This is a genomic window from Rivularia sp. UHCC 0363 (genome assembly GCF_034931125.1).
In the GTDB taxonomy this organism is placed as follows: Bacteria; Cyanobacteriota; Cyanobacteriia; order Cyanobacteriales; family Nostocaceae; genus Rivularia.
Genome location: NZ_JAYGHM010000113.1, coordinates 1 through 13193 on the forward strand (window position 1 = coordinate 1; position 13193 = coordinate 13193).

The 13193-nt window shown below is 38.9% G+C and carries 11 protein-coding genes; 4 read left to right on the forward strand and 7 right to left on the reverse strand.

Annotation, left to right across the window (positions count from 1 at the left end):
• Positions 1 to 279: 279 nt before the first annotated feature.
• Positions 280 to 1230, reverse strand: coding sequence for a cytosolic protein (locus VB797_RS33610; protein ID WP_323242140.1), 951 nt, complete (start codon positions 1228 to 1230; stop codon positions 280 to 282).
• A gap of 1122 nt (positions 1231 to 2352) precedes the next feature.
• Between VB797_RS33610 and VB797_RS33615 the strand changes: the two genes are divergently transcribed.
• The 3 genes from VB797_RS33615 to VB797_RS33625 all read left to right on the forward strand — a co-directional run bounded on the left by VB797_RS33615 (position 2353) and on the right by VB797_RS33625 (position 4675).
• Complete coding sequence (locus VB797_RS33615) at positions 2353 to 2604, forward strand: hypothetical protein (protein WP_323242141.1); 252 nt, start codon at positions 2353 to 2355, stop codon at positions 2602 to 2604.
• A gap of 140 nt (positions 2605 to 2744) precedes the next feature.
• Complete coding sequence (locus VB797_RS33620) at positions 2745 to 3167, forward strand: plasmid mobilization protein (protein ID WP_323242142.1); 423 nt, start codon at positions 2745 to 2747, stop codon at positions 3165 to 3167.
• 47 nt (positions 3168 to 3214) lie between these two features.
• Positions 3215 to 4675, forward strand: a complete 1461-nt coding sequence (locus VB797_RS33625; RefSeq protein WP_323242143.1) for a relaxase/mobilization nuclease domain-containing protein — start codon at positions 3215 to 3217, stop codon at positions 4673 to 4675.
• Between the two features lie 294 nt (positions 4676 to 4969).
• On the opposite strand, the gene VB797_RS33630 is transcribed toward VB797_RS33625, so the two are convergent.
• Positions 4970 to 6325 (reverse strand): relaxase/mobilization nuclease domain-containing protein, encoded by a 1356-nt coding sequence (locus VB797_RS33630; RefSeq protein ID WP_323242144.1) that lies wholly within the window; start codon positions 6323 to 6325, stop codon positions 4970 to 4972.
• Between the two features lie 14 nt (positions 6326 to 6339).
• Positions 6340 to 6735, reverse strand: a complete 396-nt coding sequence (locus tag VB797_RS33635) for a plasmid mobilization protein (RefSeq protein WP_323242145.1) — start codon at positions 6733 to 6735, stop codon at positions 6340 to 6342.
• An 867-nt stretch (positions 6736 to 7602) separates the two neighbouring features.
• Between VB797_RS33635 and VB797_RS33640 the strand changes: the two genes are divergently transcribed.
• On the forward strand, positions 7603 to 9033 hold the full coding sequence (locus tag VB797_RS33640; RefSeq protein WP_323242146.1) for a class I SAM-dependent DNA methyltransferase: 1431 nt from the start codon (positions 7603 to 7605) through the stop codon (positions 9031 to 9033).
• 182 nt (positions 9034 to 9215) lie between these two features.
• Here the strand turns inward: VB797_RS33640 and VB797_RS33645 are convergent, their stop codons facing one another.
• The 4 genes from VB797_RS33645 to VB797_RS33660 form a co-directional block, all read right to left on the reverse strand.
• The gene (locus VB797_RS33645; RefSeq protein WP_323242147.1) at positions 9216 to 9776 is read right to left on the reverse strand and encodes a hypothetical protein; all 561 of its coding nucleotides are present in this window, start codon (positions 9774 to 9776) and stop codon (positions 9216 to 9218) included.
• 3 nt (positions 9777 to 9779) lie between these two features.
• Complete coding sequence (locus VB797_RS33650; protein WP_323242148.1) at positions 9780 to 10559, reverse strand: ParA family protein; 780 nt, start codon at positions 10557 to 10559, stop codon at positions 9780 to 9782.
• Between the two features lie 860 nt (positions 10560 to 11419).
• On the reverse strand, positions 11420 to 12028 hold the full coding sequence (locus VB797_RS33655; RefSeq protein WP_323242149.1) for a hypothetical protein: 609 nt from the start codon (positions 12026 to 12028) through the stop codon (positions 11420 to 11422).
• Between the two features lie 222 nt (positions 12029 to 12250).
• Positions 12251 to 13060 (reverse strand): hypothetical protein, encoded by an 810-nt coding sequence (locus VB797_RS33660; RefSeq protein WP_323242150.1) that lies wholly within the window; start codon positions 13058 to 13060, stop codon positions 12251 to 12253.
• Between the last annotated feature and the right edge of the window lie 133 nt (positions 13061 to 13193).

Consider the following 13193-nt stretch of genomic DNA (forward strand, 5'->3'; position numbering starts at 1 on the left):
GACGGTGTGGAAGCGGTAAAAACTACTATATGCAGATGGACTTGCGAACGACGATGGTGTGCGGTGCTGCTGCTGGAGGAAGTTGCTGAAAGTGAGTTACGTAATCTAGAGCAAATGATACCAAGTTTTTATGCGTGGTTAAGTTGAATTGCTCTTTTTGAACGTAAATTTACATTGCTCAGTTTATTTAACGCCGATCGTAATTGATTAGCGTGTGGGAAATATTTGTCAAAAAAACTGTTCAGATGGTCGGATGCAGCATTCAGAATTCTGCCTACTTTACTCACCCGTTGTCGGCTGGTAAATTTGTCGTAATTCGGACACACTGCGAGAAGTTTTTATTTCTTCTAAAATATTCTCTAATTGTGTGACATCATCAATTTGAGATATTTCTGGTAGTAAATCTAGCCCCTCGGAACCGAATTTTACTTCTAAACTGACTTCGATTCCTTTTAAAAGTGCTTCAATTTTACCTTTTTCAATTCCACTACGCTCAAATGAAGTAATATACTGCATACCAAGTGAATCCTCCAACTGTTCTAAGTCTTGCCGAAATTCTGCTTCTAAATCAAATGGTAACGTTAGCATCCAATCCAAGAATGCCAATAAATTGAGAACTTCTTCTCTCCTAAACTCTTTTTCGTACAACCTTCTTACCAACGCTAGTTTTTGGGCTTTACGTTCAACGCGATTATTACGAGTCTGTAATGCCGCTAAATGCGCCAAAACTACGGTAGCGAAGGGATTGCGGCTTTCTTCTAATTCCTCCTTGTGTTGTTGATAATCTACCAACTTTACCACTGGAAATCTAAAATCAACCGTACACCCAAATAATTCATACCCAAATTGATTCGGTCGCCAGTCGCTATTGGAGTCTGCCAAAACTGCGAGGGAAGCTACAGGACGCTTGTAACGGTCAAATATTCGGTAATTATAAACAAACATCCGCTCCGGGAAGTTGCCTTTCTCCTGGGCTTGCACTTCTAGGTGTATAAGAAGCCACGATTCCTCACCCCCAATACGATAAATTTTAACTAATTTGTCAACCAACCGCTTCCCAAGTTCCGCATCTCGCACAACTTGCTGTAGCTCAGTGTCGAGAAATTCAAATCCCCGACTCCAATCAATTTCTTGATGTACTTGGGGGAAGAAGAATAACATGAAATCTTCAAAATAGAGTTGTATAATCTCTTTCCAAGGTGAATCAAATTCGGTGTTCGGATTAGTCATCTATGATAAAAATTTGCTATGAAAAATGGCACTTTTATTTAATAAATATTCGTTATTAAAAACACCAATAAACTTATATAATCATACCATTTAATGGGTTATAAAAGATAAATATGATTATAGTAGTAAATGTTATTCTTATATTTATGCTTTTATTCTCGTCTGCCAAATATATATAATTTAACTCAATATGATTCACAAGTCATGAATCTTTATTCTCACATAAATATTTATAAATAAGCAGTCTGTAAACGAATAATTACATGATGTATTGATAGGTCAAGAAGCCGCTTTCATATCCCCATCTATCGGCTTTTTGCCTCATATATAACCCGCTCTTTGCTGCAACCAAACTCGAACGCTTGCATATGTCGATTCTTAAACGGTTGAGCTTTTGTTCTCGTTCGTTATATTGTTACTCCCCCGCGCGATCGCTTCCCTCGCGAAAGTGTCACAGCAAAGGATTTCTCAACTCCGAGAATTTCTACTAGTTTTGCTATCAGGAGACTTATATACCAAAAAAGACGAAAAATAATTCACCCCCAGACACACCCCCAGATGCCGAGTGGGCAGCCAAAACTTACCTACCTTTAATAGCGCTGGAACCCGGCGAAACGATATTAAAGGAATTAAACGCACTATTAGATATCTATTCCCCAGGTGATTTACTCGAAATCTGGCAATTAGTTGATGGGAAAACGCCTTCTTGATTTGCTTCTTGCGCTGCTTACCACCATCCCCGATGCTATTCCATTATTTATTTGATATTTCCGAATCTAGCATTCGCGAATGAAGAAAATTTTATCTGTAAGGTGATATCTTGCGGAAAATTTGATTTGCGAGTAAATTGGATGGAATGAAGTAGAGAAAAAATAAATAGGCATAACAATTTCTGAATTGAAATTTCTGTCATCAGATCAAAATCTAAATAAAAGTGAATTTTTTGGGTTTTCTGGTTTAATAAAAACGGATACTGTTGGATACTGTTGGGTACTTTTTTCCAGGAATTCGGAAGATATTTTCAAAATTTCTAATTATCTTTAATAAAAATGGGTACTGTTGGGTACTGTTGGGTACTACAATCCTAATTAACCTCTAAATACAGCCCGCGCCCTGAACCCCTTGCCACGCCTCGCATCCACACCAGTTGCGGAATTTTCGTTTGTCCCTGGGTTTGCGGCTAGCGAGCAATGGCAGCGTATTACAATATACTTCGTTTCAACCTTAATTGACGCGCTGCCCATGCTCGCCAAAGTGGGAAGCCCCCTTTGGAAACCCCCGTATCCCGATAAACTTACCGTAGATTATCCCACATTACCCGATAGGAATACCATAGATTATCCACAGTTATCCGATAGAATTGCCGTAGATTAACTACGTGTGAATTATATATTTAGTAAGATTAAATACGCAGCTAACTACCCGCAATGTAGGTTAATTTAGATGTAGAAGTCTACAGGTTAACACCTGAACCTTCACCTATTAGATGCCTTTTAATATCATGCTCCAATGGGATGAAAACCAATAATAAAAAAGTTTTTAAAGCTGGACGAAAAGTTGAACCACTACCGAAACGTACTTCGCTTATCAGTTTGCGGTTAACGGAAGAAGAAAAGGAAGCTTGGGAAGCTAAAGCGGAGGAAGCGGGGTTAGGAAATAACCTATCAAAATTTATCCGATATTGTGTAGAGAATCGTCGTATTGCACCACCAGCACCAGCCATCAATTCGGATATCTATGGGGAATTGGGGAGAATTGGCAATAATATTAATCAAATTGCTTACGCTATCAATCGTGCTATCAAAATGGGAGAATCCATTACCACCGATCCAATAGCAGAAATTGAAGCATTAAAACCATTACTGCAAGAAGTCAAGCAAATGCTAATAGGAATGCCCAATCAATATAACCCAGATAAGAACTCAGAAAGCAAGTGAAATTGCAATCGGTTCGGCTATTAATTACAGTTGCATTTTGAATTGAAATGATTGGTAATATCACGAAGGGCAATGGTTTCTATGGTTGTGTTGCTTATGTCTTGGGTAAGGAAAACGCGCAGCTAATTAATAGTAATATGGCTTCAACCACACCCACGGGTTTAGCATGGGAATTTAGGAAGTTCGCGCAGTTGAATCAGCGTGTGGAAAAACCAGTGCTGCACTTATCATTAAGTCCTGCCCCCGGTGATAGAATCCTTGACGAGTGGGAATTATGCATGATTGCCCAGGACTTACTCGAAGGTTTGGAATTATCAAATAATCAATTTATTTTAGTTCAACACAACGATGCGGAATATGAAGGGGAAATTAGACCCCACGTACATTTAGTAATCAACCGGGTGTCCCATGACGGTAAATGCAACGACGATTACCTAGACTACTACCGCACCGAGAAATTATTACGCCAAATTGAGAAGGACTACGATTTAATCCCTCAACCCAGTAGCTGGGAAGTAGAGAAGAAGAAAGCATATCCCAAACACGCAGAAAAAGCAGCGGGAGGATTAAATATAGTTGAACGATTGCAAAATGCGATAGCGAAGCGCTGCTGCAAGCAGATCGAGAGAGCAGCTGTAGATAAACCAGAAATGCCCGTATTTGTGGCACGGTTATTAAAAGATAATATACAAGTTAATTGTAAATTTACCCGTACTGGCAAACTTAAAGGAATTAGCTATTGCATGGATGGAGAAGCATTCAAGGGTGGGGATTTGGGCAAGTTATATACGCATATTGGTATACGCGAACACTTGGGAGTAGGTTATCAGCAACATTACTCCGACGCAATTAGGTCGTTGATAGAACAACCCACTATAGAAACTCCTGCAATACCTACATCGGATGATATTTGTCCCGAAATAATCGCGAATAATAATAACAATTCCGATTCTACAAACGAATCAATTACAGATAGTACAAGTGTAGTAGAACCAGCACGTCCCGGTTACAAGAGCGTTGTGCCATCGCTTGCAGAAATATTCCCTACTACCTTCAATGGCTTTGAGAGGGAAGAAAGTAAAAATGTTATACAAGCTGCTACTCCGGTCGAAAGCCAGCCAACGACCACACCGGAACCACAAACAGTAGAACCAACCGCCAAGCAAACTGGATGGATGCAACAAATAGCTCAAACAATTGCTGACACCGTAAGATTATTGGGAGAACAGCAGAAACTTTCTCAAAAGATAAGAAATGCGAATGGTAAGATTTATGACCTACAGCTTGCGGATTCGGACGTTATAAAAGTGATGCGTAAATCGGGGGAGATAATTGCAGAAATTCCGCTCGATGCCGACAAGGAACCCAGTTTCCTAGCGCTGACTTCCGTTGATATAGAGAACTGGAGCAGTATACAAAACGCACAGTTCAAAATAGAAGCACGTCTTGCTTTACAACAAGAGCCAGCAACTAAGCGCAATGGTGAAGAGGATGAAGAGTTGGGGTGAAATCCGTCGCGTGGGTAAAGATTCCGACTTTTACTGAATAACCAGCATTATTTGTTCGTTAAAAAAGGTTTTGATCATATTCATCTCCCGAGTAAATGTCCGCCTCGGCAGCCTTTCCAATATGTTGATACATCTTCTATTAGTCGCCGCCACAACTGGAAAAAATCAGGCGGCGAGAGCGAAGGGGTGACGCTGCCGCTCCGTAAGTAGATTTCCACAAGTAATAATTGTGGCAGTGCCACCCCCGCCTGAGAAGAACGCAGTGGTTTCCAGTTGCCGCTTGTAACGAGAAGCCTAACGTTCAAATCCCTTACTGTATGAACGTTGTGTTTGGGATTTATGGTTGTTGAGTATTCGTTGTAATTTAACAAATCTTTCTATATCGGATTCGTTTAAATCAAATCCTTGGGGTGCTGTACTGTTGTCCGTAGGAATGTCAGCAATCTTTTTACCGCTTCGACGTGAGAGCTTTAATATTCCTTCTTCCAATGTAATGCTGTAATGATTGCCTTTAATAGATTTGGGACGTTTATTAATTTCCCAAAATTGTCGGATAGTAGGAGCAATCTTAGCAGCGTATTTCTGCTGATAATAGATATTTTCTTGGGTAGTATTTAGTTCGTTGTCAATAACTTGTTGTTGATTGGTTTCTTGGGGAGTGTTTGGTTCTTTGTCTTGAGCAGAGGGTTGATTATTAGAGTCAAGATTACTTGAAGAACTTGAAGATTTATCAGTCTTATCGTGTGGAGGAACAGAAAGTTTTACTAATTGCCCATCTCGTGCTGCCCTCAATGCTGGTATATCGCGTTCTAAATTGTAATCAACACCTTTACGTCTTTGCAATCCAGGAAAGCTGTAAGCCTTACCCAGTTTCCAACCAGCCATCTTTACCCCATTCATAGAAAACGCGATCGCGTTCTTAAATTTCCCCTTCGTGCTAAAGCTGGGGTGTACGGTGATATCTTGCTGTTGGAGTCGAGCAATTAATTCGGTGACTGTAGGTTGGTCAGAAGTTGCTTCATCAATAGCGTCGGCTAGTAATTGTTTGACGGGCGGCTTACCGCTAAAATGGTGCTTCTGTTTTTTGGTTTGGGCGCTGCGTTCCCCAACAGTTGTTTCAATATTAAGTTTCTGTTTAACCTTCTGTGCCACTCGTTCGTTACTACAGCGTGTTGGTTCCAACCCAAATTCTTGCTCTAATTGTCGCACTACCACTTCACTGCGGCGGTAGTCCCAGGAATCGGGTACAACTGACCCATCCATGCGAATACGGCTAGCGATTATATGAATGTGTTCGTGGTCGGTGTCTTGGTGACGGGCAATTACATACTGACTTTTGTGCAAGCCATCACCCAAAAACTGCATTTCTTTTAACCAGCGTCTAGCAATTAGAGCGTATTTCTCATCATCTAAATGTTCGTGGTATTCCCCCTGGGGGTGAGATGCTTCGCGGTGTGGTAGGGACAAAATTATGTGACCGCAAGCACGTTGAAAGTTCGGTCGCATTCTTCTGGCTGCGCCGAATTCTCTAGCTAATTGTCGGGGATTGTACCCACCCATATTGCTGTCAATAATTTCAGCCTCTTCTTTCTCTAGAGCGTATTCCAGAGTGGAGCGGAAGCTGCGGTTTTTTAATTGGTTTGCAATCACGAGCGGAATCTCCTTTAATCTTCCTGATCATCAGGAGTAACTCCACATTCCAACAACTGCATTTGAGTTTCTCGGATCGAAGCATTTAACTTCGTAACCAAATTCTGTAATCGCTCAACATCAACATTCGCCCCTTTCCCCGATTTAACCGCTCGATTAACAGCCTTGGCGATTTGATTCAGATTTACCCCAATAGAATTTAATTCCTCGTACAATTTCCAATTTAATTGCGGGGGTGGTGGTGGTTCAACAACTTGCCGTCTGAGAGCCGCACGACGAATAAATTCCGTCAACGATACTCGCGCATTGTAGGCTTTTAGCTTTAATTGTTCGTACTCGTCGTGAGCAAATCGCACCGGATGTGTGATTTTACGAGCGACACCATCGCTCCTTTTGGTCTTGCTACTCATAACAGATAACCCATCTGTGCTATCGCTCTCCGCAGGAGCCAGCCGTTGCCGTCGTCCCACAGGGGCGTTCTGCGCGTACAGCGTAGAAAGGCAACATGGCTGGCGTTAAACCCACTCCCTGCATATGAATAAACTAGCGCAAAAAAACAAGAACGTGGGAGAAAATAACGAGAAAATATTGTTAAAAAAAATGGATTAATTGGATGACTGAGTAATTAAGAGAAAGGTGTACTTACTACACATTTTATATTTATATTAATATGTCTTTTTGTATAGGTAAAAGTGCCGAGTGTCACAGTCACTGCACAGTTGTTATACTGTTTTTTGAGATTAATTAAATATTTATGGCACAGCCATAACGGGATTCTTGGTTAATTACTGTGCTGTTAGCTATAAGGAGAAAAATAACTTGAAAAAAATATCCATTTTTAGTAGAATTCAAGTCTTTTTTTTAATAAATTAGTCAGAAAAAAATGGGAAAATAGGAATAAATAGGAATTTTTCAGATGGGTATTCCAACTTTAACCTCGACAACTATATACGAGTGAAGTTTTAAACCCAAAAATAATTCCTTCAGATACCTTCTTTTCTTCAGAAAAAATATCTCCTGAGCCGTGTTATTCCTTCAAATACCTTCAATATTTACTTATGAACAAATCTCTATAAAAATAATTCCTTCTTCAATTTGCGCGGTATTTTCTTCTTCCGTATCTCCCGACAATAATTATCCATCTTCAATATTTTTATGACAACAACGTGCAATATTTTTCTATCGGTTGATGTTGGGGGTTCCCAAACCAAGATTATTTATCAATTTTCAGGTTGGGATAAACCGAGTTGTTTACTCATGTCCCCCGGTGTCGAACATTGAATGCAAATGAGTCTATTCACTATTTGCTTCGACTTCTACTTTTCAAATGGTTATGTGATGTCTTTGAAGAAGAAGCTGAAACAATTGAAAAGAAAACAGATAACCACGAATTGGCATGGAATACGCCAAATTCACATCAATTTTTTATCCCTGAGAATGCCCGGTGGGAAAAATTGATTAATTGTTCAGACATTGGGAATGAACTTAATTTAGCTTTTCGAGATGTTGAAGCTTATAATCCAAGACTTGAAGGAATTTTTACTAGTTTCGACTTTGAAAATAAACACAATTTTCTTGGTTATAGAGATGGCAACGAGGCATTACGCGAATTAATTATTGAGTTTTCACGCCTTAATTTGCACAATAACAACCTTGCAGAACCAGGCTTATTAGGTAGAATAAGTGATTCTTTGATTAAAATTTTTGTTGCTGAGACTTGGAAAGATGGTGGAGCTTTTTGTACCCCACAAAGTGTAACAGAATTACTAGTTCGCTTACTTGATATACAAGAAGGAATGAGTGTTTGTGACCCTACTTGTGGAACGGGTGGTTTTTTAATAGCGTGCGCTAATTACGTCAGAAATAAGACAGAGGAATCAAATGATGTTCTTCTTTATGGGCAAGAAAGAGGTTTGAACATTTGGGTCATTGCTAAAATAAACCTCTTGTTGCATGGTATTTTCGATTTTGATATCCGCTTGGGAGATACAATTCGCGACCCCAAGCTGGCGCAAAAAGATAAGCTAATGCTTTTTGACCGGGTAATCGCTGACCCACCATTTAATCCCAAGAATTGGGGTTATGAAAACGCAGATTTCGATTATTATTCCCGTTTTCGCTATGGAATTCCACCAAAAAATAGTGCTGACTTTGCTTTTATTCAGCACATACTAGCTACGTTAAAAGAAACTGGGAAAGCTGGAGTTATTGTTCCATTTGGAGTATTGTTCCGTAGTGGAAAAGAAGGCTTAATTCGCCAAAGAATAGTTAAAGATGATTTGATTGAAGCGGTTATTGGTCTTCCAGCTAATCTGTTGTATTTTACTGGCATTCCTATTGCTATCTTGATTTTTAATCGAAAAAAAGTCGAAGAGCGTAAAAATAAAATTTTGTTCATTGATGCTAGTAATCAATACCAAAAGAAGCACAAACAAAATTATTTACGTTCAAAAGATATAAAACACATTATTGCTTGCTACCAAAATTTCACTAACGAAGAGGAATATGCGAAGGTTGTTGCTATTGAAGAGTTAGCTGCTAATGACTATATGCTTAATATCAATCGATATGTTTTACCGTCCAATCTTGAAAACAAAATAATTGATATTGAGACAGAACTTACGAAGCTGAATGAATTAGAAGCTAAACGTGCCCTTGCTGAGAATGATATGAATAAATATTTGCGCCAATTAGGAGTGAATGTATAAATCGAATAATTATGCTACTTTTGACATTTCCCAGACACGTTCTGATAAGCTGCCAGCAATTTGGACAATCTCGGTTCGGGAATGTTCATATCTTTCTCAAAAGCTCCGTAATAATTTGATTAATAAAAAGCTGAAAATAGCTTTTTTATAAAAGATAATTTTTATATTCCACTATTCTTAGCTCATGAGTTACTCAACATTGTTATCAGTCGTTTAATTTGACCAATCCGCTTGCGTTGGTCGTATCTGCGCTTGGCTTCTGTAGTAATTTTTATTAACTGCTCGTCGTCTGAATTAACAACCGTCCAAGCAGCTTCTAGAAATGTTTCTACGGTGATACCCCGTTCTTTGCAAAACTGGGTTAGCTGTTGCGAGAGGTCTTGTTCTAAAACGATTGCTGAATGTCTTTTTGTTTGGGGATATTTTTCTAATTCGGCTTTAAGTTCTGTAATGCTGTTACCCTTTGATGTTGCGGTTGTAGTGTCGTCAAGGTGTTGTTCTTGTTCCGAAGTCGTTGGTTGTGGTGTCTCTGGTTCAATATTTTGCTGACTATGAGAAAGTACTTCCGTCTCATTCGTATTCGTTGGCTTGGAGTGGGATTCAGATTTGGGTATTTCTGATGATGGTGCTTGCGCTTCTTCTGCTGGTTTAGGAACGAGCGCATCAAGTCTTGGTGGAACGCTCTTGCGGTTGCGTTTGTTACGTAGTTGGTTGAGTACGTTGTTTTCTCTTGTTTCTGACATTTGTTATTTACTCCCAATTAACTTACTAATTTTCTCGGTTAAAACTTCAAAGGGATATTCTAGTTCTGTGTATCCTAGTTCCCCCAATGTTGTACGTTTATTAATTGCTTGTTTGTAGCGTTCCGATTCCCGGATGGAAGGTAAAACCAATTCTTCGGTTACTTCGTCGCGCATTCCCTCTACAGCTGCTCGACTTTCTTGCGCTTGGGTTTTACCAAACCAGCGGTCGCGGAAGGGTAGCACTCCCAAAACTTGAGCGTTAGTTGCACCGACATCTTGTAATCCGTTGAGTAAATCCAATGTCCGTACCAAGGAACCGTAACCTTTTACCGATGCTTCTGCGGGGATGAGCAGTACATCCGCCGCGCCAATGACGGTTAAGCATATTTGGGAACGCTGTGGTGGTGCGTCGATAATGCAGACTTTGAATATTTTGTCAACTGCTTCTAATCTACGTTTGAGTAGTGTTGCACCAACTCCACTATTTGATAAATAGTCTTGGACGGTATCTAGTTGGTCGTCGGAGGGGATTAAAAATAAATTGTCATTATAGGTGGTTGGGTAGATGCAATCTTCTGTTTCTACTGTCTTTTTTATGAACTCCAGCAATGTGGGTTCTTTGGGTTCTAATTCAAATCCCAGATAGGTAGTTAAGTTGTGTTGGGGGTCAGCATCAACCATTAATGTAGGATATCCCTGACGTGATAGTAGCCGACCCAGAAATAAGGCGGTTGTTGTTTTCCCCTGCCCGCCACTGAGACTAGTGATGGTGATTGTTAACATATATACATTTATCAAATTAGCTTTTTAACTTATAGTCATTTAATCATTTTGTCAATTACTAAAAAGCTAAATTTAGCTTTTTAATAAATTAGCTTTTTATTGATTAAGCTTTTAGCTATCATACTTTAGCTAAATAATTTAAGTATATTATTGTATAAAAGTAGTATTATAAATAATTAGCTTTTTGTAAAATTAGCTTTTTAGCTAAAGCTAGTTTTATTATTGTTGTGTTTTGGCTACTTAAAGTTTTAGCTACTGACTTAGGCAATTCCGTCTAATATTTATCTAGCGTTGCCATAACAAGACTGGGTGCTAATACGATTAAAAGTATTGTTGTGAGAGCTTTGTAGGTTTTGATGTCTTGGATGTGATTGTTAAAAGCTAAAAAGCTAGATTTAGCTTTTGGCAAAATTAGCTTTTTAACAAGAGCCAATTTTAAGAGTGTTATGTTTGATAAGTGAGTATAAGTGTATGTAGTCTTTTTAGGTATAAAAAATATATAATGAATATTGCTATTAAGGATGCGTGTTTGACTCTCTCGATACCCAAAAAAATAATTAACTAAATTTATTAAATTAGCTTTTAATCAAATTGGCTTTTATCAAAAAGCTAATCGGGACATTGGCTCTTGAGTTTAAAGCCTCTGAGCGGGATTATGGCGTAAATTACTCGGCGGACTAAGCTTGTCTCTTAAGAGTTTGAATTTGGGAATGGCTAAAGGTGCTTACTCATTCCCGGATTCAAACGAAAATGGCAGCGTTTCATTTGATTCTGCTGGCAGTACTTCAATTGCAGTAAGAAGAGTTGAGTGATTATGCACATACGCACCATTATTCTCTTACGTTACACATAATAAGTAATCACTTAGTATTATTTAAATAATCTTTGACGCTGTTTTTTAAATTCTCTATTGGTTCAACATCACGAATTTTATTAGATACTTCGCCACAAAAACCACCAGTTAAAAGCGCTGTTACAGCGATGGGAGTAGCAACTGCACCAAAAGGTAAACATAATAACCCAACACCTAAGCCAGCCAAATAAGTCATGGAGAGATTTTTTTCTACTTCTTCTCTACTATTTTTTTTTTCAGCAAACTTATACCCTAAGTTTTCAAAAATATTGCTTGCTTCTATTTCTAGATCCAATATTTTTTCAAGTGTGTTCAAAGCATTAACTTTATCACCTAAAAGATGATGTGTTAGGCTACTTCCTAAGTATGCTATTCCTTTTTTTAAATTTGTTTCTAAACTAATAGCTTTGTTAAATCTATTACGAGCTTCTCTCAACAAACTTTTTTCTTCGTTTACTGAACTTGAAGCTTGTTCTAATGCTCTAAAGCCAGCCTCAAGTTCAGAACCCATCAATTTATCGATTTTATAACCTAAGTTTTTTGAAATATTAAAATAACTACTTACAGCTTGAGCAACTTTAAACGTAGTAAAAAGCGAACTTAAATTGATACTCATCTTATTACTCCAAATAAAATGGACTATATAAGTAGTATTCCCAACTAAACTATATAAGTACTTTCCTAAACTGGCTTTGAGATAAAGTTACTGTAAAATTTTCAATCGGGTGGCGAAGGCTTGACAAGAAAGATAAAAAAGTGGGAAGAGTTGGCGCATGAAGCGCAGTGACTTTGACAATTTTTTTTGAAAACCTATTCTCATTCGCTATTCAAGACGATTTTACTTAACCGGGTGGTAAAGCCCATCTTTTTCGTTAAACCGCCACGTATATTTACCGCGATCGCGATTCTTACTCCACTCTCCAAACTCGCTTGCTGACAGGGTTGTGTGTTTTTCTTGCAGCGTGGGAATATTGACGTTAAGTCTTAGCGCTAATTTTTGTTCGTCGAGGGCTTCTATTTGAGGTGGTTTTCCGCTTTGGTTGTAGGGATTGCCCGATGATCTATATTGTCTGCGGTTATTTGATGCGTTTCCATTACGTTGAATAGCAATTAATGCTCCTTCTAACTGTGCTACCCTCCGATTGAGTGCTTCTAGTTTTTCTTCAGTACGTTCCTCGGAAGCACTGCTTTGTAAAGAGGGTTTGTTACCTTGCCCTCTTACAATGCTTTGAGCCAGTTGGTGTAACTGTTCCTCTACTTTTTGCAAGCGCGCTTCTGTACATATCTCTATACCCGGTATATCTCCTAGTTCGTGAAGTAATCCCCGGATTACTATATCTGTGGCGGTTTTGCCCGGTTGTGGAGAAGCTTTTTTGCGTAGTGCTTCTGCCAAAGGTTTGGGCAATTTGAAATTCATTGACTCGCGTTCAACTCGCGTCATGTCTACACCCAGGTACATACCGTATATATATAGCTTACAATGCGGTGGGGATACGAGGGAGCAATTAGCTTTACTCCGTTTGGATGAAGTGGGTAAGAACATAACGAATATTATAATTTTACGGAAAATTAAATATAAAGCTTCAACTGTTGTGTAAATCGTCCAACCTGCAATGGGAATTCTAGGTAAATAGGGCGTATTTATCATGATTTGTTATGGATTGGAAAAATTGGGCTAGCGTAGCTTTTAGTGAACGTAATCTTCTACCGTCGTGTTCTGGAATTTATATAATTAGCGATGCCAATGATTGTGTATGGTATGTGGGGCAAGCTGCAAACCT

What these genes read in the sequence shown, in the direction of transcription:
- VB797_RS33655 (WP_323242149.1), bottom strand. Translation starts at nt 12,028, where the DNA reads ATGAGTATCAATTTAAGTTCGCTTTTTACTACGTTTAAAGTTGCTCAA.
- VB797_RS33625 (WP_323242143.1), top strand. Translation starts at nt 3,215, where the DNA reads ATGATTGGTAATATCACGAAGGGCAATGGTTTCTATGGTTGTGTTGCT.
- VB797_RS33610 (WP_323242140.1), bottom strand. Translation starts at nt 1,230, where the DNA reads ATGACTAATCCGAACACCGAATTTGATTCACCTTGGAAAGAGATTATA.
- VB797_RS33635 (WP_323242145.1), bottom strand. Translation starts at nt 6,735, where the DNA reads ATGAGTAGCAAGACCAAAAGGAGCGATGGTGTCGCTCGTAAAATCACA.
- VB797_RS33620 (WP_323242142.1), top strand. Translation starts at nt 2,745, where the DNA reads ATGAAAACCAATAATAAAAAAGTTTTTAAAGCTGGACGAAAAGTTGAA.
- VB797_RS33650 (WP_323242148.1), bottom strand. Translation starts at nt 10,559, where the DNA reads ATGTTAACAATCACCATCACTAGTCTCAGTGGCGGGCAGGGGAAAACA.
- VB797_RS33660 (WP_323242150.1), bottom strand. Translation starts at nt 13,060, where the DNA reads ATGATAAATACGCCCTATTTACCTAGAATTCCCATTGCAGGTTGGACG.
- VB797_RS33645 (WP_323242147.1), bottom strand. Translation starts at nt 9,776, where the DNA reads ATGTCAGAAACAAGAGAAAACAACGTACTCAACCAACTACGTAACAAA.